This window comes from Bacillus sp. FS02 (assembly GCF_024398395.1).
Taxonomy (GTDB): Bacteria; Bacillota; Bacilli; order Bacillales; family Bacillaceae; genus Bacillus; species Bacillus altitudinis.
Genome location: NZ_CP074101.1, coordinates 1,238,057 through 1,263,450, shown reverse-complemented (window position 1 = coordinate 1,263,450; position 25,394 = coordinate 1,238,057). Strand labels below are relative to the sequence as shown.

24 protein-coding genes, 1 pseudogene and 2 riboswitches are annotated in these 25,394 nt (G+C 44.2%); of the genes and pseudogenes, 23 read left to right on the top strand and 2 right to left on the bottom strand.

Annotated features, from left to right (window positions below; genetic code table 11):
* Nucleotides 1-16: 16 nt before the first annotated feature.
* Nucleotides 17-1,204, bottom strand: coding sequence for an MFS transporter (locus KFQ09_RS06445; RefSeq protein ID WP_060832126.1), 1,188 nt, complete (start codon nt 1,202-1,204; stop codon nt 17-19).
* 100 nt (nt 1,205-1,304) lie between these two features.
* On the opposite strand from KFQ09_RS06445, the gene KFQ09_RS06440 reads away from it, so the two are divergent.
* From KFQ09_RS06440 to ablB, 20 genes are all read left to right on the top strand, one after another.
* A complete protein-coding gene (locus KFQ09_RS06440) occupies nt 1,305-2,183 on the top strand; it encodes a LysR family transcriptional regulator (RefSeq protein WP_047946432.1) in 879 nt (292 codons plus the stop codon).
* A 126-nt stretch (nt 2,184-2,309) separates the two neighbouring features.
* A riboswitch (purine riboswitch) is annotated at nt 2,310-2,411 on the top strand.
* Between the two features lie 145 nt (nt 2,412-2,556).
* Nucleotides 2,557-3,882: an NCS2 family permease gene (locus KFQ09_RS06435; RefSeq protein ID WP_035703624.1), complete on the top strand. Its 1,326-nt coding sequence runs from the start codon at nt 2,557-2,559 to the stop codon at nt 3,880-3,882.
* A gap of 385 nt (nt 3,883-4,267) precedes the next feature.
* On the top strand, nt 4,268-4,450 hold the full coding sequence (locus KFQ09_RS06430; RefSeq protein WP_025206857.1) for a YezD family protein: 183 nt from the start codon (nt 4,268-4,270) through the stop codon (nt 4,448-4,450).
* Nucleotides 4,451-4,667: 217 nt separating this feature from the next.
* Nucleotides 4,668-5,459 (top strand): hypothetical protein, encoded by a 792-nt coding sequence (locus KFQ09_RS06425; protein ID WP_060832128.1) that lies wholly within the window; start codon nt 4,668-4,670, stop codon nt 5,457-5,459.
* 305 nt (nt 5,460-5,764) lie between these two features.
* Nucleotides 5,765-6,319: a DUF2179 domain-containing protein gene (locus tag KFQ09_RS06420; RefSeq protein WP_008344300.1), complete on the top strand. Its 555-nt coding sequence runs from the start codon at nt 5,765-5,767 to the stop codon at nt 6,317-6,319.
* Entirely contained in the window at nt 6,316-6,516 is a 201-nt protein-coding gene (locus KFQ09_RS06415) for an NETI motif-containing protein (protein WP_017366746.1), read from the top strand. The genes KFQ09_RS06420 and KFQ09_RS06415 overlap by 4 nt, the downstream gene beginning before the upstream one ends.
* Nucleotides 6,517-6,595: 79 nt before the next feature.
* Nucleotides 6,596-6,697, top strand: a riboswitch (purine riboswitch).
* 169 nt (nt 6,698-6,866) lie between these two features.
* Complete coding sequence (gene purE / locus KFQ09_RS06410; protein WP_017359824.1) at nt 6,867-7,355, top strand: 5-(carboxyamino)imidazole ribonucleotide mutase; 489 nt, start codon at nt 6,867-6,869, stop codon at nt 7,353-7,355.
* A complete protein-coding gene (gene purK / locus KFQ09_RS06405) occupies nt 7,348-8,490 on the top strand; it encodes a 5-(carboxyamino)imidazole ribonucleotide synthase (RefSeq protein WP_041093202.1) in 1,143 nt (380 codons plus the stop codon). The genes purE and purK overlap by 8 nt, the downstream gene beginning before the upstream one ends.
* Nucleotides 8,487-9,782, top strand: a complete 1,296-nt coding sequence (gene purB / locus KFQ09_RS06400) for an adenylosuccinate lyase (RefSeq protein ID WP_017359822.1) — start codon at nt 8,487-8,489, stop codon at nt 9,780-9,782. The genes purK and purB overlap by 4 nt, the downstream gene beginning before the upstream one ends.
* A gap of 72 nt (nt 9,783-9,854) precedes the next feature.
* Nucleotides 9,855-10,577 (top strand): phosphoribosylaminoimidazolesuccinocarboxamide synthase, encoded by a 723-nt coding sequence (purC, locus tag KFQ09_RS06395; protein WP_025206862.1) that lies wholly within the window; start codon nt 9,855-9,857, stop codon nt 10,575-10,577.
* On the top strand, nt 10,570-10,824 hold the full coding sequence (gene purS / locus KFQ09_RS06390; RefSeq protein WP_003214349.1) for a phosphoribosylformylglycinamidine synthase subunit PurS: 255 nt from the start codon (nt 10,570-10,572) through the stop codon (nt 10,822-10,824). The genes purC and purS overlap by 8 nt, the downstream gene beginning before the upstream one ends.
* Nucleotides 10,821-11,504, top strand: coding sequence for a phosphoribosylformylglycinamidine synthase subunit PurQ (gene purQ, locus KFQ09_RS06385; protein ID WP_017359821.1), 684 nt, complete (start codon nt 10,821-10,823; stop codon nt 11,502-11,504). Before purS ends, purQ begins: the two co-directional genes overlap by 4 nt.
* Nucleotides 11,488-13,719, top strand: coding sequence for a phosphoribosylformylglycinamidine synthase subunit PurL (purL, locus tag KFQ09_RS06380; RefSeq protein ID WP_008344291.1), 2,232 nt, complete (start codon nt 11,488-11,490; stop codon nt 13,717-13,719). The genes purQ and purL overlap by 17 nt, the downstream gene beginning before the upstream one ends.
* On the top strand, nt 13,695-15,125 hold the full coding sequence (purF, locus tag KFQ09_RS06375) for an amidophosphoribosyltransferase (protein ID WP_008344290.1): 1,431 nt from the start codon (nt 13,695-13,697) through the stop codon (nt 15,123-15,125). The genes purL and purF overlap by 25 nt, the downstream gene beginning before the upstream one ends.
* Before the next feature lie 96 nt (nt 15,126-15,221).
* Nucleotides 15,222-16,262, top strand: coding sequence for a phosphoribosylformylglycinamidine cyclo-ligase (gene purM / locus KFQ09_RS06370; RefSeq protein ID WP_017366751.1), 1,041 nt, complete (start codon nt 15,222-15,224; stop codon nt 16,260-16,262).
* Nucleotides 16,259-16,828, top strand: a complete 570-nt coding sequence (gene purN / locus KFQ09_RS06365; protein WP_008344288.1) for a phosphoribosylglycinamide formyltransferase — start codon at nt 16,259-16,261, stop codon at nt 16,826-16,828. Before purM ends, purN begins: the two co-directional genes overlap by 4 nt.
* Nucleotides 16,829-16,843: 15 nt before the next feature.
* Nucleotides 16,844-18,382, top strand: a complete 1,539-nt coding sequence (gene purH / locus KFQ09_RS06360; protein ID WP_074041660.1) for a bifunctional phosphoribosylaminoimidazolecarboxamide formyltransferase/IMP cyclohydrolase — start codon at nt 16,844-16,846, stop codon at nt 18,380-18,382.
* A gap of 12 nt (nt 18,383-18,394) precedes the next feature.
* Entirely contained in the window at nt 18,395-19,669 is a 1,275-nt protein-coding gene (gene purD / locus KFQ09_RS06355) for a phosphoribosylamine--glycine ligase (RefSeq protein WP_113747738.1), read from the top strand.
* Between the two features lie 120 nt (nt 19,670-19,789).
* Nucleotides 19,790-19,984: a hypothetical protein gene (locus KFQ09_RS06350; RefSeq protein WP_035703540.1), complete on the top strand. Its 195-nt coding sequence runs from the start codon at nt 19,790-19,792 to the stop codon at nt 19,982-19,984.
* Nucleotides 19,985-19,999: 15 nt separating this feature from the next.
* The gene (gene ablB / locus KFQ09_RS06345) at nt 20,000-20,845 is read left to right on the top strand and encodes a putative beta-lysine N-acetyltransferase (protein WP_071167947.1); all 846 of its coding nucleotides are present in this window, start codon (nt 20,000-20,002) and stop codon (nt 20,843-20,845) included.
* On the opposite strand, the gene KFQ09_RS06340 is transcribed toward ablB, so the two are convergent.
* The gene (locus tag KFQ09_RS06340) at nt 20,840-22,498 is read right to left on the bottom strand and encodes a PucR family transcriptional regulator (protein ID WP_255836118.1); all 1,659 of its coding nucleotides are present in this window, start codon (nt 22,496-22,498) and stop codon (nt 20,840-20,842) included. The two genes, ablB and KFQ09_RS06340, sit on opposite strands and share 6 nt — an antisense overlap.
* Before the next feature lie 191 nt (nt 22,499-22,689).
* On the opposite strand from KFQ09_RS06340, the pseudogene KFQ09_RS06335 reads away from it, so the two are divergent.
* The 3 genes and pseudogenes from KFQ09_RS06335 (at nt 22,690) to KFQ09_RS06325 (ending at nt 25,393) form a co-directional block, all read left to right on the top strand.
* A pseudogene (locus tag KFQ09_RS06335) lies at nt 22,690-24,053 on the top strand (aspartate aminotransferase family protein).
* Nucleotides 24,054-24,065: 12 nt separating this feature from the next.
* Complete coding sequence (locus KFQ09_RS06330; RefSeq protein WP_056705680.1) at nt 24,066-24,752, top strand: CoA transferase subunit A; 687 nt, start codon at nt 24,066-24,068, stop codon at nt 24,750-24,752.
* On the top strand, nt 24,728-25,393 hold the full coding sequence (locus tag KFQ09_RS06325) for a 3-oxoacid CoA-transferase subunit B (RefSeq protein WP_017359811.1): 666 nt from the start codon (nt 24,728-24,730) through the stop codon (nt 25,391-25,393). The genes KFQ09_RS06330 and KFQ09_RS06325 overlap by 25 nt, the downstream gene beginning before the upstream one ends.
* Nucleotide 25,394 lies beyond the last annotated feature (1 nt).

Here is a 25,394-nt window from a genome sequence, read left to right as displayed (position 1 = left end):
AAGAAAGCGAACATGATTACACATGTTCGCTTTTTATCTGTTGTTCCACCAGTCGATTGCGATTAAACGAGTACCGAATCAACATCAACGCAACAAAACTGGCTAGCCCGCCAATCCAACTTAAATTCGTTACATTTGTATATTGAATAATCAGACCGCCCATTGATGATCCGAGCATCATGCCGATATTCATAATCGCTGTATTAAAGCTCAGCACGGTTTCTGATGTTTCGGGTTTTAGGGAGATGAGATAAAATTGCTTCGCTGGTGTTGTTGTCCATGTGGCGGTGCCCCAAATGGCGAGCGTGATGAAGACGCCAACTACCGAAAATTGTGTAAAGGATAATGCAAAGAGCATGAGCATCTGAACCGTGATGCTGATTGAAATGGTTCGGTTTGGTCCCCAATGATCGACAGCGTATCCACCAAAGCGCGAGCCAATAAAAGCGGAGATGCCTAAGACAAGCAAGGCAATGCTTGTCATTTCGAGCGTAAATTCGGATGTCTGTCGCAATAATGGCGAAATGTAAGCAAATACCATCGTGTAACCTAAAATCCAAAAGGCTGTCGTGGCTAAGCCGCTTAACACCCTACGGTCTTGAAGAATTTGCATTTGCTGTTTGAATGGCACATGGGAATGTCCCTCCATAGGCGGTAATAATCGATACAGAAGAAACAAGAGACAAGCGGTTCCTATTGCAATGATGAGAAAAATGGCATGCCAATCTACATATCCTGCTAAAAATGTTCCAATCGGTACACCGAGTACTAGTGAAACAGTAAATCCAGTGATCACCGTTGCCATCGCACTTCCCTTTTTTTCTGGCGGGGCGAGCTGTGCTGCATAATTTGTTGCGAGCACAATATATAAGCCGCCACTCATGGCCATGATGACCCGTGAGAGCATGAGCAGCATAAAGTGGTGGCTAAAAAAGGCAAGCACATTCCCTGCTATAAACATGGAAATCGCCGATAAAAGAACCTTTTTTCGATTCAATTTCGATGTGGCCATGACTAAAAAGAGGGCACCCACGGCATAAAAAAGAGAATAGATGGTGATGAGCTGTCCCGCAACCGGGATGGAGATGCGCAGATCGTCAGAAATGATGTCCAGTATGCCTGATACGACGAATTCTGAAGTACCTGTGACGAAAGAACCGACGGCTAAAAGAAATATGAGCAATGGATAAGATGTACTTTTCATTTTGAACCCTTCCTTTATGTTGAAACGTTGTATTCATTTTAAATTCCGTGCTAACATAAGTAAAATTGATGTTTTTCATGAAAGGGATGAGTGAATACTCATGAGCTTTGTTCGATTCGAGACAATGGCTAAGGTGGTCGAGCTAGGCAGTTTTACCGCTGCAGCTGAAGCATTAAATATGACACAGTCTGCCGTGAGTCATGCGGTGGCAAGTTTAGAGACGGAGTGGGGCGTGTCTTTATTCGTGCGTGACCGAAAAAAGGGCATTACGCTGACAGACATCGGTGAAACCCTTCTTCCGCATATAAGAGAAGTGCTAAATCGAGTAGAGAAAATTCAGCAGGAAATTGCGCTCACCAAAAATATTGAATCTGGCTTGATTCGGATTGGAACATTTGCCAGTGCATCCGCTTGTTTATTGCCAAAACTGCTTGTGAGCTATCAGAAAAAGCATCCAAAGATTGAATTTAAATTCTATGAGGGGACATATGAAGAAATATTGGAGTGGCTCGATTCTGGCATTATTGATGTTGGGTTTGTTGTAAAAGGTAAAGCGGATGAAGCGTTTCATCTATTGCCACTTATGAAAGATAAAATGGTGGTCGCCTATCACGAAAATCATCGTTTTAAGCAGCAGCCAATTGTAGACATGGAAGAATTAGCAGATGAACCATTTATTATGCCAACTGGCATGTATCAATCCCATGTAGAGGATATTTTTTCAGAGGCGCAAATCAAGCCGTCTATTTTATTTGAAGTGCATGATTGTACGACCATTGCCCGCATGGTTGGGGAAGGACTTGGTGTGACGATAGGTCCTGAGTTATTCCTAAAGACGCAGCAACTTGTGCAGATCAGTCATCTGAATGTATCGCATCATCGTGAGGTGGCGCTTGCCTGTCCATCGGTCACGCAAGCTTCTCCTGCTGTGAAGGCATTTTTCGATGTAGCAGAAACGGTTTTTGCCAGAATTCAGTGATGGGTGTATAAAGAACTAGATGTGATTTTCCAAATTCGTGTAATAAGACGAATGAAGCGGACATTTCTTTGAAAAATGTTCGCTTTTTGTATTGTGTTTTAAAAATGAAGTTGGTACAATAGACACAGAAATCAAATAGATAGAAGTCGTATAATGGCGGGGATATGGCCCGCAAGTTTCTACCAAGCTACCGTAAATGGCTTGACTACGTCAATTCACACTCGTTTGATATAAATCATGCATTGTTCTTGTTTGATGTCACGGTCTGAATTCACATTGTAGTCAAGCGTCCCAAAAACTGTTGGGGCGTTTTTTATTTGACTTGTGAATGGGGCAGACTAAAGCAAAAGGACATGAAGGGAGTCAGTTGGCTTTGAAACAGTTTTTTCAGTTTGATGAGTTAGGTACGAATTATCGCAGAGAGATCATCGGCGGTTTAACGACATTTTTGTCGATGGCTTACATCTTGTTTGTCAATCCGATCACACTTGCTTTAGTAGCAGTACCGGATTTTCCAGATAAATTACGAATTGATCAGGGGGCTGTCTTTACAGCTACGGCGTTAGCTTCTGCGGCAGGTTGTTTCCTGATGGGATTGATCGCCAGGTACCCGATTGCGATTGCACCAGGTATGGGACTGAATGCGTTCTTCGCTTTCTCAGTGGTTCTTGGTATGGGGATCTCCTGGCAGGCAGCACTTTCCGGGGTGTTTGTTTCAGGATTGATTTTCGTTGCTCTTTCTTTAACAGGTTTTCGTGAAAAAATCATTAATGCCATTCCATCTGAGCTGAAGCTGGCGGTTGGTGCAGGGATTGGTTTGTTCATTACATTTGTAGGTCTTCAAGGCTCTGGCATTATTGCCAATAACGATAATACGCTTGTATCGATCGGGAATATTCATAGTGGTCCTGTCCTGTTAACGGTATTTGGTATCGTTGTGACTGTCATTTTAATGGTTCTTCGTGTGAATGCAGGTGTCTTCATTGGGATGCTTGTGACAGCTATTGCTGGGATGATCCTTGGTCTTGTGCCAGTTCCATCTCAAATTGTAGATAGCATTCCAAGCTTGTCTCCAACTTTTGGTCAAGCCTTGATTCACTTGCCAGACATCTTCTCCATTCAAATGCTTGTGGTTATTTTAACGTTCCTATTCGTTGGGTTCTTTGATACAGCTGGTACACTTGTGGCTGTGGCAACGCAGGCTGGTTTAATGAAAAATAATGAGCTGCCGCGTGCAGGGAAAGCGCTTCTGGCGGATTCTTCTTCTATCGTCGTCGGTTCTGTTCTTGGTACATCAACGACGACGTCTTATGTTGAATCTAGTTCAGGTGTTGCTGCGGGTGCCCGCTCTGGTTTTGCAGCTGTCGTGACAGGTATTTTCTTCTTACTTGCGATGTTCTTCTCGCCGCTTTTATCTGTCGTGACACCGAATGTAACGGCACCTGCTTTAATCATTGTCGGTGCACTGATGGTTGCACCTCTTGCGAAGATCGCATGGGATCGTTTTGAAATTGCGGTACCGGCCTTCTTAACCATGATTATGATGCCACTCACATATAGTATTGCAACAGGGATTGCGATTGGTTTCATTTTCTACCCGATCACCATGATCTTTAAAGGAAAAGCAAAAGAAGTGCATCCAATTATGTACGGACTGTTTGTCATCTTTATTCTATATTTTGCTTTCTTAAATCATTAATGGTTTGTCTGAAACAGCAGCTCATGGAGGCTGCTGTTTTTTGTAGGGAAATTTTAAAAACATAGTTGACTTATAGGAATTATGTGTTTATGATAAAAAGACATAATTCGCTGATTGGATCACCAAAGGCGCTTTGATTTCCTTTTTTCTATAGAAGGGTTCAGAGTGCCTTTTTTCTTGCATTCATCATAACGGGAGGGGATGACTTGTCACGCTGGCTTAGGCAGGTGATTGAGCGGAAAAAGCAGATATTAATTGAGCAGCTCCTTTTATGGGGCATGAAGAAAAACATGAAGAGCTCATGCATTATACGATTCATGAGCTGGAAAATGAGATTCTCTATTTAAAAGAGCGAAAGCAAAATTAGTGGGATGGGGGATGAGCGATGGATGAACAAAAGCTGAATTTTATTTTATCTGCCTTAAAAGGGATTGAATACGGGTCGGTGGTGATCACCATTCATAATGGACAAATTACACAAGTCGATACGACAGAAAAGACTCGTTTCCCCGCACACCAAGAGAATCTTCGGATTCAGAAAGCAAAGCAGGCGCGCTATCGTTCATGAAAAGTGATGAAAGATGATGAAAAGCTGATCCACTCATCAGCTTTTTTGTTTTGTCTTATTTTCTCTCCATTTAAAACCTCTTCATTCTTTTATCCGTCTATTCGTATGAACGTCAAGGAATCTTGACTGAATAGAGAGACTCCGCTACTTTAATAGGAGTCATCCGGACAGGTCACCTGAGCCTGTGCGGATTGTCTGAGATAGGAGTTGATATGGGATGTTAGAGAAAGATCAAGAGCAGGTCACATCTGAAACGAAAAACGAAGAGCCATCAATAGATCAAGAAACAAGGCAGTCCCGCCTCAGCCGCAGTGCTGCAAAACGAGGAAGAACGGCTAAGCCAGCTGATGAAGAGGGTTCAGCCATTCAGCGCATCGCAAGAGGTGTTGGAGGTGCGTTTAAGCGCTACGGCTCATATGGGTTTGCGATGTTAAAATCACCGAGTCGTGCGATCCATCAAGCGGACACTTTACGCATGAAGTACGCCTGGATTTCAATTGTGTTATTCAGTGTGTTTTTTGCTTTAGGCAACTACGTTCAATTAAAGGCGTCAAAGACCCGTTTATTAGGTTTTGGTATTCATTATTCTTTTGGTGACGCCTTTTTAAAGGTAGCGGTCTTTACACTCATTTTGTTGACACTGATGATGCTGACGGTTTGGGTGCTCGGTAAGTACATGCTGAAAGGAAACATCTCGCTGAAAGAAGTGATCATGAAGTTCGGTGCCGTGCTTGTGCCGGTTTTGGTTTTATCTATCCTTTGGCTTGTATTTGCCATGCTGAATATTCCATATGTAACGGTGATTTTATCCGTCATGATGTTTTTCGGTCTTCAGCTGATTGCCATTGTGCTCTTCCGCTCCATTCAATCAGATCAAGATGCTGTACGGGGAGACTTGATGTATGCCGGCTGGGTCTTTTTGTTGATTGAGCTCGTCATCATTGCCCTTTTATGGGGCATTGTCGGAGAGTATTTGATCCCATCACTTGTTCCAGTTCGGTTTGGATAAAACACGTTTCAGCGTGTACTCGGTCTTTTTAAAATTCAAAGGTTTTCTATCACGCTGAAAAGAAGACAAAGGGTTAAAATAAAGTATATTTTAACCCTTTATCAACCATCTAAAGCCTCCTTTTGAAAAAGGAGGTTTTTCATGTTGAGAAGAGGAAAAAACGGGTAAACTCTTGGTAACAAAGACCACCCCTTGTTGTCGAAAGATATATGTGTTTTTCTCGCGCAAATTTGATTGTATCAAGGTTTGTTCTCTAGTAGAATATGGGGTGCTTTATTTGATTTTTAGTGCAGGGGGTTCGAATCGTGCTTCAACAACTTTTATCCAATGCGTTCACCATGGTTTTGATTATTTTAGTGATTAACATTGTTTATGTCTCTTTTTCCACTATGCGTTTAATTTTAACAATGAAAGGCAGAAGGTATGCAGCCGCTTTTGCTGGTACTGTCGAGATGCTGATTTATGTCATTGGTTTAAGTATCGTATTAGATAACTTAGATCAAGTACAAAATGTCATTGCGTATGCGCTAGGTTATGGGATTGGAATCATTGTCGGGATGAAAATTGAAGAGAAGCTGGCACTTGGCTACATTACTGTGAACGTGATTACAAAAGAAATCGATCTAGATCTCCCAAAACAATTGAGAGAAAAAGGATATGGCGTCACCAACTGGGTAGTAGGAGGTCTTGAAGGAGACCGGTCAGCGATGCAAATTTTAACACCGAGAAAATATGAACTGCAATTATATGAAACGATTAAAACGCTTGATTCAAAGGCGTTTATCATTTCGTATGAGCCCAAAACGATTCATGGCGGCTTCTGGGTGAAGGCTGTGAAGAAAAGGAGAATTAAAGAATGACCGCAAAACCAAAGAAAAAGAAATTCTACGTGGAAGACAACATGACGATTGATCAAGTGTTGTCCCAGATGGCGGACGAAGGCTACTCACCTGTCCGACGAATGGAGGAGCCCATCTTTCAGGAAAAGAAGGAAAATGGGTCGATTCAGATCATTCCGATTGGGAAAAAAATCGTATTTGAGGGAAAAATACTCTAAATCCGAACATTAAAACGACGACTTCATAGATTGTTCGATAAATCCGTTGACATCATGAACATCCGTTGTTAAGATAAACATGAAATCAAAACACGAGCCTCATATAATCTTGGGAATATGGCCCATAAGTTTCTACCCAGTTACCGTAAATGACTGGACTATGCAGGATAGTGAACAAAACTGACATGGCGTTTTAAAAGCGAACAGCGCTTACCATGGCCCGGTTTGTGTTGCTTCCTAACAATGCAATACAAACCGGGCCTTTTTGTTCGGCGTTTGACAAGCTACTTAGGTTTGGGAAGCGTGTCAAACGATACAAAATCGAATAATAGCTTAAAGGTGGGGACAAAATGAAGCCGCTTGTAGGTGTCATCATGGGAAGTACATCTGATTGGGAAACAATGAAACATGCGTGCGATATCTTAGAGGAATTAAACATTCCGTATGAAAAACAGGTTGTATCCGCACATCGGACACCTGATTTGATGTTTGAATATGCGACTGAAGCAAGAGGTAAAGGACTCAAGGTCATTATTGCCGGTGCTGGAGGCGCAGCACATTTACCGGGGATGGTCGCAGCAAAAACGACACTGCCGGTCATTGGTGTGCCCGTACAATCAAAAGCATTAAACGGGCTGGATTCCTTATTATCCATCGTTCAAATGCCAGGCGGTGTACCTGTTGCTACAGTGGCAATCGGCAAAGCCGGTGCAACAAATGCAGGGCTTCTAGCCGCACAAATGATTTCAGCATTCGATGAAGCCGTTGCAGCACGCCTTGAAGAAAGAAGAGAGCAAACAAAACAAACTGTATTAGAAAGCAGTGATCAGCTTGGCTAAGCAGACCATTTTTCCAAACGCAACCATTGGTATCATCGGCGGCGGACAGCTTGGCAGATACATGGCCGTCAGTGCAAAGCAAATGGGCTACCGTGCAGCAGTTCTTGACCCAGTCAAACTTTCTCCTTGTGGACAGGTTGCTGATACAGAAATCACAGCCGCATACAGTGACCTTGAAGCGATCAGGCAGCTGGCGGACATCAGTGATGTGGTCACATATGAATTTGAAAACATTGACTATGATGCACTCAATCAGCTGAAGGAAGAGGCGTATTTACCGCAAGGAAGCGAACTTCTTCTTTTAACCCAAAACCGTGAAACCGAGAAAAAAGGGATTGTAGATGCAGGCTGTGAAGTCGCCCCTTATCGCATCGTTCATGATGAGAAGGAGCTGGAAGACGCAGTAAATGCGCTTGGTTTGCCAGCTGTGCTGAAAACATGCAGAGGCGGTTACGACGGTAAAGGACAGTACGTGATCAAAGAGAAGGATCAGCTTCATGAAGCGGCTGCACTTCTCACTCATGGGACATGTATTTTAGAAAGCTGGGTTCCTTTCCAAATGGAACTGTCTGTGATTGTGACGCGGTCTGTTCATGGGGAAATTGCGACATTCCCAGTCGCTGAGAACATTCATAAGCACAATATTTTATTCCAAAGCATCGTGCCTGCACGGGTAGATGGCAGCATTCAGGAGAAAGCAAAAGAGCTGGCAACAACGCTTGCTGAAAAGCTAGGGCTGGTCGGTACGCTTGCTGTTGAACTGTTCCTGACAAATGAAGGGAAGCTGCTCGTCAATGAACTGGCACCGCGCCCGCATAACTCTGGACATTACACATTGGATTTATGTGAGACGAGTCAGTTTGAACAGCACATTCGCGCCATATGCGGTTTGCCGCTTGGCGGAACAGCTCTTTTATCAGAGGGTATGATGGTGAATTTGCTGGGCGATGAAGTGGACATCCCAAAAGAACATCCTGAGCTTTTAAAGGAAGCGAAGCTTTATCTATATGGCAAACATGAAGTAAAAGCCGGCCGCAAAATGGGGCATATGACATTTATGAAACAGCTTGATGATGAATGGATGGCAAACATCACAAAGATATGGACTGAAAGAGATGGAGGAAACGGGAAATGATCGAACGTTACGCACGACCAGAAATGTCAGCAATCTGGACAGAGGAAAACAAATTTAATGCATGGCTTGAAGTAGAAATTCTCGCTTGTGAAGCTTGGGCAGAACTTGGCATCATTCCGAAAGAAGACGTTGTGACAATGCGCAAGAATGCAAGCTTTGATATTGATCGTATTCTAGAGATTGAACAAGACACGCGCCACGACGTGGTTGCCTTTACGCGTGCTGTATCTGAATCTCTAGGAGAAGAAAGAAAGTGGGTTCATTACGGGTTAACCTCTACAGACGTAGTGGATACGGCGCTTTCATATCTATTAAAACAGGCGAACGATATTTTGCTCAAGGACATTGAGAGATTTGTTGACATACTAAAAGAAAAAGCAAAAGAGCACAAATATACCGTCATGATGGGCCGTACACACGGTGTACACGCTGAACCGACAACATTTGGCCTAAAGCTTGGTCTTTGGTACGAGGAAATGAAGCGTAACTTAGAACGTTTTAAACAAGCAAAAGCCGGCATCGAATACGGCAAAATCTCTGGTGCTGTTGGCACATATGCGAACATTGACCCGTTTGTTGAGCAATATGTATGTGAGAAACTTGGCATCAAAGCTGCACCAATTTCAACCCAAACCTTGCAGCGTGACCGTCATGCAGATTACATGGCAACCCTTGCTTTAGTGGCAACAAGCATTGAGAAGTTTGCTGTTGAAATACGTGGGCTTCAAAAGAGTGAAACACGTGAAGTAGAAGAGTTCTTTGCAAAAGGACAAAAAGGATCATCAGCGATGCCTCATAAACGAAACCCGATCGGTTCTGAAAATATGACGGGGATTGCTCGCGTGATCCGTGGATATATGCTGACTGCTTATGAAAATGTACCACTTTGGCATGAGCGTGATATTTCTCATTCATCTGCTGAACGCATCATTTTACCAGATGCAACGATTGCACTGAACTATATGCTGAACCGTTTCTCTAACATTGTGAAGAATTTGACGGTGTTCCCTGAGAATATGAAACGCAACATGGACCGCACACTTGGCTTGATCTACTCTCAGCGTGTTCTGCTTGCACTCATTGATACAGGTATGGCACGTGAAGAAGCATATGACACAGTTCAGCCAAAAGCGATGGAAGCTTGGGAAAAACAAGTACCATTCCGTACATTAGTAGAAGCAGAAGAGAAAATCACTTCACGCTTAACACCTGAACAAATCGCTGACTGCTTCGATTACAACTATCACTTGAAAAATGTCGATATGATTTTCGAACGTCTAGGTCTTGCGTAAGAAATGGGCCGCCTGCTAGTCAGGCGCCTAATCCTGAAAATTGCCAACATTCAAATTAGGAGGCCAATCTGAATGACTGTGAAACAAGAACTTCTCTACGAAGGCAAAGCGAAAAGAATCTATCAGACCGATGACGAGCATATTTTATATGTCGAATATAAAGACTCAGCTACAGCATTTAACGGTGAAAAGAAAGCGGAAATTGAAGGCAAAGGCAGACTGAATAACGAAATTTCTAGCTTGATTTTTCAAATGCTACATGAGAAAGGGATCAACAATCACTTTGTGAAACGCCTATCTGAAACAGAACAGCTCATTCAAAAGGTAGACATCGTACCGCTTGAAGTCGTTGTGCGAAACGTGGTGGCAGGCAGTATGTCAAAACGTCTTGGGATTCCAGAGGGAACGAAACTGGACACACCTTTGATCGAGTTTTACTACAAAGATGATGCACTTGGCGATCCGCTCATTACAGAAGATCATATTCGCATTTTACATGCAGCGACACCTGAGCAGGTCGAGGAAATGAAACAGATCACAAAACAAGTGAATGAAGAATTGAAGCAAATCTTCTCAGATTGCCATGTGAATTTAATTGATTTCAAGCTTGAATTCGGAATAGATCACGAGAATCGTATTTTGCTAGCTGATGAGATTTCACCTGATACGTGCAGGCTTTGGGACAAAGACACAAACGAAAAGCTTGATAAAGACGTGTTCAGACGAAACCTGGGCGGCTTAACAAATGCATACGAAGAAATTTTCAAAAGACTTGGAGGCCATAAACATGTATAAAGTGAAAATTTTTGTCAGCTTAAAAGAGAGCGTTCTTGATCCACAAGGAAGTGCCGTGCAGCACGCTTTGCACAGCATGTCTTATCAGGAAGTAAAGGATGTCCGTATCGGGAAATATATGGAGCTAGTCATTGAGAAATCAGATCGTGACTTAGATACAGTGGTCAAAGAAATGTGTGAAAAATTACTTGCCAACACGGTGATTGAAGATTACCGCTATGAGGTGGAGGAGGTTGTCGCACAGTGAAGTTTGCAGTGATCGTCTTGCCTGGCTCTAACTGTGATATCGATATGTACCATGCGATTCAAGATGAGTTAGGTGAACAAGTTGAATATGTATGGCACGACGAAACGAGTCTTGATGGTTTTGACGGTGTACTCGTACCAGGCGGTTTCTCTTATGGGGATTACTTAAGATGCGGTGCGATTGCTCGTTTTTCTAACATCATGCCGGCTGTGAAAAAAGCAGCTGCGGAAGGAAAACCTGTTCTTGGTGTTTGTAACGGGTTCCAAATTCTTCAGGAGCTTGGCATTTTGCCAGGTGCAATGAGACGGAATAAAGATCTAAAATTTATCTGTCGTCCAGTTGAACTCATTGTAGAGAACAACGAAACGCAATTTACAAGCGGTTATCAAAAAGGTGAATCGATTACGATTCCTGTAGCACACGGTGAAGGCAACTTCTACTGTGACGAAGACACGTTAGCGAAGCTGATTGAACAAGGCCAAATCGCTTTCACTTACGGTGACGATATTAACGGCAGTGTCAATCGAATTGCAGGTGTAACGAATGAACAGGGCAATGTACTCGGCATGATGCCGCACCCTGAGCGCGCGGTTGACTCATTACTAGGCAGCGCAGACGGACTTAAATTGTTTCAATCTATCGTGAAAAATTGGAGGGACACTCATGTCACTACTGCTTGAACCAAGTCACAAGCAAATTAAAGAAGAGAAATTGTATCAGCAAATGGGATTGAGTGATGAAGAATTCGCTTTAATCGAATCCATTATTGGCAGGCTGCCAAACTACACAGAAACGGGTATCTTTTCTGTCATGTGGTCAGAGCATTGCAGTTATAAAAACTCAAAGCCTGTTTTAAGCAAATTCCCGACAAAAGGAGAGCATGTTCTTCAAGGTCCTGGGGAAGGCGCTGGAATCGTTGATATTGGAGACAACCAAGCGGTTGTATTTAAAATCGAATCACATAACCATCCATCTGCAATTGAACCGTATCAAGGAGCGGCAACAGGTGTTGGCGGAATCATCCGTGATGTATTCTCCATGGGTGCTCGTCCAATTGCGGTATTAAACTCTCTTCGTTTTGGTGAACTGACTTCACCGCGCGTGAAGTACTTGTTTGAAGAAGTAGTGGCAGGGATTGCAGGCTATGGAAACTGTATCGGTATTCCAACAGTCGGCGGAGAAGTTCATTTTGATCAAAGCTATGAAGGAAATCCGCTCGTTAACGCGATGTGTGTAGGGTTAATCAACCATGAAGACATCAAGAAAGGGCAGGCAAAAGGTGTTGGCAATACGGTCATGTACGTTGGTGCCAAAACAGGACGTGACGGAATTCACGGTGCAACATTTGCGTCTGAAGAATTTTCTGATGAATCAGAAGAAAAACGTTCAGCAGTTCAAGTCGGCGATCCGTTCATGGAAAAGCTTTTGCTTGAAGCATGTCTTGAAGTCATCAAAAATGATGCGCTTGTGGGCATTCAAGATATGGGAGCGGCTGGCTTAACTAGCTCAAGTGCAGAGATGGCAAGTAAAGCCGGTTCAGGTATCGAAATGAACCTAGACCTGATCCCTCAGCGTGAAACAGGCATGTCAGCGTATGAAATGATGCTGTCTGAATCCCAAGAGAGAATGCTGTTGGTCATTGAAAAAGGCCGTGAGCAAGAAATCATTGATATTTTTGAAAAATATGACCTTGAAGCAGTCTCAGTCGGTCATGTGACAGATGATAAAATGCTTCGTTTACTCCATCAAGGAGAAGTAGTGTGTGAGCTTCCAGTTGATGCACTTGCAGAAGAAGCACCGGTTTATCACAAGCCGTCAAGTGAGCCTGCATACTATCGTGAGTTTTTAGAAACAAAAGTGGAAGCTCCAGCGATCACAGATGCAGCAGATACATTGAAACAGCTGTTAAAGCAGCCAACGATTGCGAGTAAAGAATGGGTTTACGATCAATACGACTATATGGTTCGTACAAACACAGTCGTTGCACCTGGCTCTGATGCGGGTGTGCTCAGAATCCGTGGGACGAAAAAAGCTCTTGCGATGACAACAGATTGTAACGCACGTTATCTCTACCTTGATCCAGAGGTTGGCGGTAAGATCGCCGTTGCAGAAGCCGCACGTAACATTGTCTGCTCAGGCGCTCGTCCGCTTGCAGTAACAGATAACTTGAACTTCGGTAACCCAGAGAAACCAGAAATCTTCTGGCAGATTGAAAAATCTGCTGATGGCATTAGCGAAGCTTGCCGTACATTAAGTACACCGGTCATCGGCGGTAACGTCTCTTTATATAACGAATCAAATGGAACAGCCATTTACCCAACGCCAGTTATTGGCATGGTTGGTTTGATTGAAGATACAGCTCATATTACGACTCAATCGTTCCAGCAGGCAGGTGATGTGATTTTCGTCATTGGTGAAACGAAGGAAGAATTCGCAGGCAGTGAGCTTCAAAAAATGACAGAAGGCCGTATCTACGGAAAAGCACCAGAAATTGATTTGGATGTAGAACTGGCACGTCAGGAAGCCCTTTTAGCAGCAATTCAAAACGGACTTGTTCAGTCAGCACATGATGTGTCTGAAGGCGGTCTTGGTGTAGCACTAGCTGAAAGTACATTTGGAACAGATGGTCTTGGCGCTGATATCCAGATCGATCTAAACAGCGCAGCATCACTATTCAGTGAATCACAGTCACGTTTTGTCGTCACAGTGAAACCAGAAAACCGCGAAGCGTTTGCTGCGGCTGTGCAAGATGCAAAAGAAGTCGGAACGGTCACAAATGATGGTGTATTCACTGTCAAAAATCAAGAAGGACAACAATGGATTCATGCGGCAGTCAACGAGCTTGAACGCGCATGGAAAGGAGCGATCCCATGCTTGCTGAAATCAGAGGCTTAAACGAAGAATGTGGCGTTTTTGGGGTTTGGGGACACGAAGAAGCCCCGCAAATCACATATTACGGATTGCATAGCCTTCAGCACCGAGGACAAGAAGGTGCGGGAATTATTGCAACAGACGGTGAAAACCTGACGTCACACAAAGGCCTTGGACTGATTACGGAAGTGTTCCAAAACGGTGAGCTTAAGGATTTAAAGGGGAAAGGTGCGATCGGACACGTTCGGTATGCGACAGCAGGCGGAGGCGGCTTTGAGAATGTGCAGCCTCTCTTCTTCCGCTCGCAAAACAATGGCAGTCTTGCCCTTGCTCATAATGGAAACTTGGTCAATGCAACGCAATTAAAACAGCAGCTAGAGAACCAAGGAAGTATTTTTCAAACGTCTTCTGATACCGAAGTGCTCGCTCACTTAATTAAGCGCAGCGGGTATATGGATTTGAAGGATCAAATCAAAAATGCTCTGTCTATGCTAAAAGGGGCTTATGCTTTCTTAATCATGACGGAAACAGAAATGATCGTAGCGCTTGATCCGAACGGATTACGCCCACTTTCACTTGGTATGCTTGGAGATGCTTATGTTGTCGCTTCTGAAACATGTGCCTTTGATGTCGTCGGTGCTACCTATTTACGAGATGTAGAGCCTGGCGAAATGCTGATCATTAATGATGAAGGCTTAAAATCTGAGCGCTTCTCGATGAACATTAACCGCAGCATGTGCAGCATGGAATACATTTATTTCTCAAGACCGGACAGCAATATCAATGGCATCAACGTGCATAGTGCGAGAAAGAATCTTGGCAAGAAGCTTGCAGAAGAAGCACATGTCGAAGCAGATGTCGTGACAGGTGTGCCAGACTCCAGTATTTCTGCAGCGATTGGTTATGCCGAAGCAACAGGTATTCCATATGAGCTAGGTTTAATTAAAAACCGTTATGTCGGCCGGACATTTATTCAGCCGTCTCAAGCATTGCGTGAGCAGGGCGTGCGAATGAAGCTGTCTGCTGTGCGCGGGGTGGTCGAAGGCAAACGTGTCGTCATGGTGGATGATTCCATCGTACGTGGAACCACAAGCCGCCGAATTGTGACGATGCTAAGAGAAGCAGGTGCGACGGAAGTGCATGTACGCATTAGTTCACCGCCAATCGCTCATCCGTGTTTTTATGGAATTGATACGTCTACACACGAAGAGCTGATTGCGTCATCTCATTCAGTGGAAGAAATTAGACAGGAAATCGGTGCAGACTCCATTGCATTTTTATCTGTAGACGGTTTAATGGACGGGATTGGCAGAAAGTATGATGATCCGCAGCGCGGTCAGTGTTTAGCATGCTTTACTGGAAAATACCCGACCGAAATTTATGAAGATACTGTCCTTCCTCATGTGAAGGAAACAGTCCTGACGAAATAATCGAATAATGGAGCAGCAGTCAACGTGATTTGATATGCTGCTCTTTCATTCTGCCGAAAATACATGGAAGACAAGCAGATAAAAGGAGTGAATGGGATGTCAGAAGCATATAAAAACGCCGGTGTCGACATCGAAGCAGGATACGAAGCCGTTAAACGAATGAAAACACACGTAGAACGTACAAAAAGAGCAGGTGTCATGGGGGCTCTAGGCGGATTTGGCGGTATGTTTGATTTATCTGAACTGCCATATAAAAAGCCCGTACTTGTCTCAGGAACAGATGGTGTTGGTACGAAATTAAAGCTCGCTTTTTTAATGGATCAACACGATACGATCGGTGTAGATGCTGTTGCTATGTGTGTGAACGATGTGCTTGCACAAGGGGCAGAGCCGCTCTTTTTCTTAGATTACTTAGCAGTTGGAAAAGCAGATCCTTTGAAAATTGAATCCATCGTCAAAGGTGTAGCTGACGGATGCGAGCAGTCTGGTTCAGCGCTTGTCGGCGGAGAGACAGCAGAAATGCCGGGTCTTTACACAGAAGAAGAATATGATATTGCTGGATTTTCTGTAGGTGTCGTTGAAAAGGATGAAATCGTCACAGGTGAGAACATCAAGGAAGGGCATTTGCTGATTGGACTCAGCTCTAGCGGCATTCATAGCAATGGCTATTCTCTTGTAAGAAAAGTATTGCTTGAAGATGCGGGTCTAGATCTTCACCAAACGTATGAACCTTTTACAAGACCACTTGGAGAAGAGCTGCTTGAACCGACGAAGATTTATGTCAAGCCTGTTCTTAAACAAGTGAAAGCTGGCAAAGTTGACGGTATGGCACATGTGACAGGCGGCGGCTTTATTGAGAATTTACCACGTATGCTGCCTGAAGGACTTGGTGTGGAGATTGATAACGGCTCATGGCCAGTTCCGCCTATTTTCTCCTTTATCCAAGAAAAAGGGCAATTGAAAGCAGAAGAGATGTTCAATGTATTTAATATGGGTATCGGCTTTGTCCTAGCCGTCAAAGAGGATGATCTCGTCGATGTGATCAGCGGACTTGAACAAGACGGAGAGAAAGCCTTTCTTATCGGACGAGTTCAAAAAGGAGAAGGCGTCACTTTCGGTGGTGGAAGCCTCTCATGAAAAAGTTTGCGATCTTCGCCTCTGGAAGCGGGACAAATTTTCAAGCCATTATTGATACGTTAAAAGAAGAACAGTGGCCGGCAAAAGCCGCCATTGTGATCTGTGATAAACCGGGTGCGAAGGTGCTGGAGCGGGCAGAGAAAGAGGGCATTCCGTCCTTTTCTTTTACGCCGAAGGCTTTCCCGAGTAAAGCCGCTTTTGAGCAAACCATCATTGAACAGCTGAAGCTGCATGAAGTGGAATGGATTTTCCTCGCTGGGTATATGCGACTGATCGGTCCGACATTGCTTGATGCATTTAGAGGGAAAATCGTGAATATCCACCCTTCTTTATTGCCAGCATTTCCTGGACTCGATGCGATTGGACAAGCCTATCAAGCAGGAGTCAAAGTGGCTGGTATCACGGTTCATTATGTCGATGAAGGCATGGATACCGGCCCGATTATTGATCAAGCAGCCATTCATATTGAACAAGGGGAAGACCTTGAATCCATTGAAAAAAGAATGCATGAATTAGAACACACACTATATCCAAAAGTGATCAAATCACTTTTAGAATTATCTTAATGAGGTGACAAAGGCATGACGATCAAACGCGCATTAATCAGTGTTTCCGATAAAACAAATCTTGTACCTTTTGTGAAAGAACTAACAGAACTTGGCGTTGAAGTGATTTCAACTGGTGGTACACACAAACTTCTTCAAGAGAACGGCATTGATGTCATTGGTATTTCTGAAGTGACTGGCTTCCCAGAAATCATGGACGGACGACTCAAAACACTTCATCCGAACATTCACGGTGGACTGTTAGCAGTGAGAGAAAACGAGGAGCATATGGCACAGATCGAAAAGCACGGCATTCAGCCGATTGATCTTGTCGTTGTGAATCTATATCCATTCAAAGAGACCATTTCCAAAGACGATGTCACGTATGAAGAAGCGATTGAAAACATTGATATTGGCGGACCGGGTATGCTTCGTGCTGCTTCTAAAAACCATCAGGACGTCACTGTGATTGTAGACCCGCGTGATTATGATTCTGTCGTTCAACAAATTAAAGAAGGCGGCGTCTCACTAGAGAAAAAACGTGAGCTTGCAGCAAAAGTATTCCGTCATACGGCTGCTTACGATGCACTGATTGCGGATTATTTAACGAACTTTGTTGGCGAAACAGAGCCAGAACAGTTCACAGTCACATTTGAGAAAAAGCAATCTCTTCGTTATGGAGAAAACCCGCACCAAGCGGCGACGTTCTATGAAAATGCGCTTCCAAGCAAAGGCTCTTTAGCTACTGCAACGCAATTACATGGAAAAGAACTTTCCTACAACAACATCAAAGATGCAGATGCAGCACTTCAAATTGTACGTGAATTTACGGAGCCAGCGGCTGTGGCTGTAAAGCATATGAATCCATGTGGTGTTGGGACAGGAGAAACGATTGCAGAAGCATTTGATCGTGCATTTAAAGCAGATGAAACGTCTATTTTCGGCGGCATTGTGGCGCTTAATCGTGAAGTAGACAAGCAAACGGCTGAGGTGCTCCATACGATTTTCTTAGAAATCGTCATCGCACCATCGTTTAGCCAAGAAGCACTTGACGTGTTAACAGCGAAAAAGAATCTTCGTCTACTAACATTAGATGTAGAAGCAGATCTTGGGAAAAAAGAAAAGCAGCTCACAAGTGTTCATAGTGGATTGCTCGTTCAGGATATCGACACATACGGCTTAGAGGAAGCAACGATCTCTATCCCAACGAAAAGAGAGCCGACTGAAGACGAATGGAAAGACTTAAAGCTCGCTTGGAAAGTCGTCAAGCATGTGAAATCAAATGCCATCGTTCTAGCGAAGGATCAAATGACAGCAGGTATTGGTGCTGGTCAAATGAACCGTGTTGGCTCGGCTAACATTGCGATTGAGCAAGCAGGTGAAAAGGCAAAAGGGAGTGCACTAGGTTCTGATGCATTTTTCCCAATGGGCGATACAGTGGAAGCTGCTGCAAAGGCAGGCGTCACAGCGATCATCCAGCCAGGTGGTTCCATTCGTGATGAAGAATCGATCCAAAAAGCAGATGAATACGGCATCGCCATGGTCTTCACTGGCGTTAGACATTTCAAACATTAAGGGGATGACAGTGTGAACGTATTAATTATCGGCAGAGGTGGAAGAGAGCATACCATCGCATGGAAAGTGAATCAAAGCGAACTTGTCAGCCAAGTATTTGTCGCACCCGGCAATGATGGAATGACAGACGCAGCAAAGCTTGTACCGATCGACGAGGGAGATCATGAGGCGTTAATTCGTTTTGCAAAAGACAATAACATCGGTTTAACAATTGTCGGTCCAGAGGTTCCTTTAATTGCAGGTGTCGTCGATGCATTTGAAGAAGCAGGTCTCAAGGTATTTGGACCGAATGCAAAAGCCGCAATCATTGAAGGCTCAAAAGAATTTGCAAAAGACTTAATGAAAAATTATGATATCCCGACAGCCGCTTACGCCACTTTTACATCGTTTGAAGAAGCGAAGGCATATGTGGAAGAAAAGGGTGCCCCAATTGTCATTAAAGCAGATGGGCTTGCCGCAGGAAAAGGCGTGACAGTGGCAATGACGCTTGAAGAGGCGATCAACTGCCTGCATGACTTTTTAGAGGATGAAAAGTTTGGCGATGCGAGTGCATCGGTTGTCATTGAAGAATTTTTAACAGGTGAAGAGTTTTCTCTGATGGCCTTTGTCAATGGAGAAAAGGTGTATCCGATGGTGATCGCACAGGATCATAAACGGGCATTTGAAGATGACAAAGGACCAAACACCGGCGGGATGGGCGCTTATTCACCGGTTCCACAAATTTCTGATGAAGTGGTACAAAAAGCGGTGGAAGACGTCGTCAAACCAGCAGCTCGTGCGATGGTGCAGGAAGAGCGTTCGTTTACAGGCATTTTATATGCAGGCTTAATGCTGACACCAGAAGGCTCAAAGGTCATTGAGTTCAATGCACGCTTTGGCGACCCTGAAACGCAAGTAGTGCTCCCTCGTCTTGAATCAGATCTAGTCCAAGTATTCCTCGATATTCTGGACGGAAAAGATGTGGACTTGCAGTGGAAAGACACAGCTGCTGTCAGTGTCGTTCTTGCATCAGAAGGATACCCGGAAGACTACGCAAAAGGCACACCAATCGGTGCTTTGCAAACAACGGTCTCTGATGTCGTCACCTTCCATGCAGGAACGAAAAAGGAAAACGATCAATTCGTCACAAATGGCGGCCGTGTAGCAAATGTGACCGCATTTGACGACACATTTGAAGCAGCAAGATCAAGAGTGTATGAAGCGGTTGAAGAAATCATTCAGCCAGGTTTATTTTATCGCCGTGACATTGGCGCCCGTGCGCTGAAGGCTGCGGGGAAAAACGTTTAATCAAAACACCTTTCTATCTGACGAGATGGAAAGGTGTTTTTTCTTCTTCTGTTCATAGGAGGGATGCGGGCAGATGATGAAGAAGTAGTATGGGATTACGAATAGATTTAGGGAGGAAACATGGAAATCAAAGCATTTATCATCTTTGCAAACGTCATGCTTGTTTTATATCTCATAACTATAAATAACATCATGGTGACTGCCATTAAGCAGAATAAATTGAAAAAAGGCGTAGCCATTAGTTATATGATCCTATCCATTTTTTCTGGTATTGCTATTTCTTCATTTTTAATTTGGAAGTTTTTCATTAGCTAAGAGGGGAATGAGTGTATGGTGCAATTGAAGAAACTTGCAAACGAGCGTTTTTCTGCTTTGATCTGTATGGATCCATTCAATGAGCGAATTCGTTTGGATGACTATAGCGGCAGGGTGCAGGATGTGATTCAGTCCGTGCTTCAGGAAGCGGCGGACTGCAAGGCGTCTAAGGTTATTGTAAAAGTAAGGCGCGAGCATATGCTTCTTTTTTTAGCAAAAGGCTTTCGGCTTGAAGGGGTGTTTTCTCATTATTTTCTCGGAAGTGATGCATACGGCATGTCGCTCTTTCTGACCGAAGATCGAATGAACAGCCCATTTTGGTTGAAGGAAGATGAAATCGTTGCGTCTATTCAAGAAAAGCCGATTAAAAAAGACCAAGGCGTGTGGCAGGATGAGTATGTGATGAGGAAAGCCGGTCCAGAGGATGTGCACAAGCTGGCAGCGCTCTATGATACGGTCTTTGAAACGTACCCCACGCCAATGAATGAGCCAGATTACATCCGAAAGGTAATGGAGGAAGGGACGGTTTTTTATGCCGTTGAACATGACGGTCAACTTGTAAGTGCCGCATCCGCTGAAATCAATGTACCGTATGGTCATGCAGAACTAACAGATTGTGCAACCCTTCCCACATACAGAAAACTAGGATTCATGCATCATTTGATTCTAGCCCTCGAACAAGAGCTTCAATCCATGCACATTTATGTCTTTTATTCTCTTGCCCGTGCACTGTCCTATGGAATGAATCAAGTATTTTATCAGCTCGGGTATACATACACTGGGCGCTTTCAAAACAACTGCTATATTTTTGACAAAATTGAAGATATGAATCTATGGGTCAAAACGCCAAATGAATCATGAAATGGTTCTCATCTGATCAAGAAGACCAGATAGGCGGTACGCCATGATACTTAGCTGCAGCTTCATCCGATCATCAGTGGATTTGAGGCTGCAGCCTGTTCTCGTTTCAATTTGTTTCAACCGGTAGCTTAACGTATGCCGGTGAATAAACAATTCCCCCGCTGACTTTTGAATATTTTCATTGTGTGCCAAATACACTTCGAGTGTATGAATGAGGTCAGCTCCTTGTTTTTTTGTATAAAGCAGCGGGCTTAACAGCTCCACGTAAAAGTCATGCAAATTCATTCCGGCTTCGTTCATTTCAAGCAGCATCCCATATAGACCGAGCTTCTGATAATGAATGATGCTGTCATCTGTTTTCAAAAGAGGAAGGAGCCTTGCTGCATACTGGGCTTCTTTTGCACTTTTAGCAAAGAGACTGATCTGGTCGTAGGCTCTTCCAATGCCAATCACAATGGGATGGACGGGGAAAAAATAAGACCAAGTACTGCGGCATTCTTCTGATGCGCGATACCAATTTGTTTCTTGGAAAGTGCTTTTCCCCGCTGGTGTCAGGACGAAAATGGAATCAAGCCTTGCCTTTAATAAAAAAGGAATTTGTCTGCGTTCAAAAATGGATGTGAGCAATTGGGATAGGCGCTGCACCATTTGATGGTCGAGCTGTGTGTGCTGATGCTGAAATTGAAAGTAGATGACGACTTGTTCCTCACTCATATCATATTGCAGCTTTCTTGCTTGTTCGATGACATAACTTTCTTCTGTGTATTGCTGTTGCAGCATATCATCCAATAAATGCCCCTGCATTTGGTTTTCTGTATCTTGAATGGCTTTTTGTTTCAACCATTCAATCGCATACACCGCACCGGCATGCTCAATGGCGATGGCATCGAGATGGTGCCACGTCTCTTTTTTCTTTAACGCCACAATGAACCCGAAAATATCCCCCATTGCAATCACGGGGCATGCCGCTAGAACAAACGCACCATATGTGTCATAGACGAGCCGCCCTTTTTCCTCTGCCTGCTTGAGCAGAGAAGAGGTTTCAATCGGTTCGTCATCTGTTAGAAAGCCAAAAGCAGGAGAATAGGTCACTTCATCTGTTTCGAAATGAGCTGCTGTTTGGTGCAAAAATACATCCAGCACCACGATATTTGCTGCTGTGAGATGTGCCAGTTCATCTGTAATTTGCGTGACATTTTTATTGCTCACATTTAAATGGGTCAGTCTTTGATGAATCGCGGAAGAATATTTGAGCTGATGGAGCTGACTGCTGACGATTTGTTCTAGAACGGCTTTTGTGATGTCTGAAAAATTGACATGGGGCGGAATCTCGATGAGCGGAATACCGCTATTTTCGGCGGCTTCAATGAGTGATGCGGGAATTTCCGTTAAGTACACGCCTTTATAAATGGCAATGGCTGAAAGACGATGAGATTGAATCAATTTTTCAAGCCGGATGCGTCTTTCTTTATTTTCTGTCAGACCAAATCCAGTTGTAACAAGTAATTCTCCTTCGGAAAGTCTAGACGTGTCCTCAATAATTTCCACAATGGTCACCCACTGGATAAGACGATCCAGTCCATTTTCTCCAGCAAGCAGTTTGGTTTCTTTCATCATATCGAGCGAGAGTGCATCTTTGACGAGAATCGCCATAGACTCATGACCTCCTTTTGACCACTCTTATACACCATGTATAAAAAACACGCGTGAAATTCGGGCATATGGCGAATGGAGGATGACTGCCCTCTTGATTAAGCTAATCTTATACCAAGTATACAAAATTTTCTTGCGATTCATGTAAAAAGAAAAGTGCAGCTGCTGACAAGAGAGGGAGGAATGACAAAGTGGAGACCCGGGATTACTTAATCAAACCGATGTTAAATCAGCAATATCCTGTGGCTGTGAGAGGAGAGGGGATTTATTTATATGATCGGGACGGAAAAAAATATATAGATGGCTCATCAGGGGCAGTCACGGCAAGTATTGGACATGGCATACAAGAGATTATTGATGCGATGACGGAGCAAGCGAAAAAGGTGAGCTTTACGTACAGGTCACAATTTACGAATGAACCAGCGGAAGAACTAGCGTATGAATTGAGTACACTTTGCCCAGGTGATCTGAACTGGTCTTTTTTTGTAGGGAGCGGTTCAGAGGCAACGGAAACTGCTATGAAAATGGCGATACAGCATTGGCAAGAGCAGGGAAGACGGAAAAAAATCATATCATCTCAAGATGGATGAGTTACCACGGCATTACATTAGGGGCGCTGTCGATGTCAGGTCATATTGCAAGGAGAGAGCGTTTTGAACCACTGCTTGAAAAGCACCCAGTGCTGTCTCCGCCCTATAGCTACAGGTCATGGCTGCCAAAGGAAGACAGCAAGCAGGTCGAGTGGTATGTCCAGGAATTTAAAACCGTCATCCAGCGTATAGGAAAAGAGAGGATCGCCGCATTGATTGCTGAACCGATTGTTGGCGCAGCGGGAGCGGCGCTCCTGCCGCCAGACGGATATTTCGAAGCGATGAAGCGTGTCTGTGTAGAAAACGACATTTTAATGATCGCAGATGAAGTCATGACGGGCTTTGGACGAACTGGGAAAATGTTTGCGATGGAACACTGGAGCACGGTACCAGATATCATGGTTCTTGGAAAGGGCATGAGCGCAGGTTATTCTCCAATCGCAGCAGTTGTCTCAACGGATCGTGTGATGGCACCGATTATCAGCGGCTCCGGCTCTGTCATGGCAGGGCACACATATAGTGCCAATCCGCTTTCAGCAGCCGTTTCATTAGCGGTCATTCGATATATGAAAAAACATCAGCTTCCCGACCGGGCTGACCTTTCTGGGCGATATCTAATGAATGCTTTAAAAGATCTGCAAGTCAATCATTCCATCATAGGAGATGTGAGAGGGAAGGGATTGCTGATTGGCATTGAGTTTGTCGCAGATCGTTTATCCAAAACACCATTTCCTGCACATGCTCAGATAACCAATCTCGTCGTTGAAACGGCAAAACAAAATGGACTGCTGGTGTATCCAGCAAGCGCTGGAGAGGATGGAGTCGGAGGCGCAGCGGTTATGATCGCACCGCCGCTTTCCATCACACAGCAGGAAATGGATGAACTCATTGATTTATTCGGGCAGACCATCACACTAGTCGAACAAGAAGTGATCAATCGAGGCTTTTTCCCATCTGCTATGTAAGGAGGAACGAACATGAACAAAACTGTGGGTTTGGATGACGTGATGACGCGATTAAAAGATGGCATGACCATCATGTTTGGCGGATTTGGCGGCGTGGGTTCACCACCATCGTTGATTGATGCCATTTTGGAAGCAAATATTCAAGATCTGACATTGATCGGAAATGATGCAGGTTTCCCGCAAATTGGTGTGGGCAGGCTCATCACAGAAGGAAGAGTGAAAAAAATCATCGCCTCTCATATCGGCTCAAATCCCATTGCCGGACAGAAAATGCAGGCTGGTACATTAGACGTTCATTTTTACCCGCAGGGCATTCTTGCAGAAAAAATCAGAGCAGGCGGAATGGGGCTGGCGGGCATTGTGACAGATGTTGGGATGGATAGCCTGAATCTCGATGAGAAACAATTGGTTGAGCTGAATGGGAAGAATTATATGTTAGAGCCTGCGCTCACAGCGGATATTGCCATCGTCAATGCCTACAAAGCAGATGAAGTGGGAAACCTGATTTTTGATAAAAGCGCACGGAATACAAACCCGATTGTGGCGATGGCAGGAGACTGGACCATAGCGGAGGCAGAAGAAATTGTGGCAGCGGGGCAGCTCAATCCAGAAGAAATCGTGACGCCAGGCGTATTTGTGAATCAAATCGTGCAATCAAAAGGAGTGAACTGGACATGGGCATGGGAGACATCGATTTAAGACACCGCATTGCCAAAAGAGCAGCACAAGAAATTGAAGATGGCATGATTGTGAATCTTGGGATCGGCATTCCGACCCTAGCAGCAGATTACATTCCATCACATTATGAGGTGTGGCTGCATGCAGAAAACGGCATTATGGGGGCAGGAGCCTCGCCTCTGCAAGGGGAAGAAGATCCGAATTTGTGCAATGCCGGTGGTTTTCCCATTACGTTGACAAAGGGCGGCTCGTACATGGACAGTACGACTGCTTTTGGCATCATCCGAAAAGGCATGCTGGATATGACGATTTTGGGTGCACTTGAAGTAAGCAGCCAAGGGGATCTTGCCAATTGGATTGTACCGGGGAAAAGAGTACCGGGTATGGGCGGAGCGATTGAGCTGGCGCAAAAAGCGAAAAAAGTGGTAGTGGTGATGAGCCATCTGGATAAACACGGTCGATCTAAAGTGAAAACGGCTTGTTCATTGCCATTAACCGCTAAAGCGTGTGTCGATTTGATTATTACGGATATGGCGGTCATTGAGGTCAAGTCTCAGCTGCTCATTTTACGTGAAGTCATGCCGCCATTTCAGCCGGAAGATGTCATAAGGGCGACTGAAGCGCCATTAATTTTAGCGCCTGATGTCAAATCTGTTGTGTAGA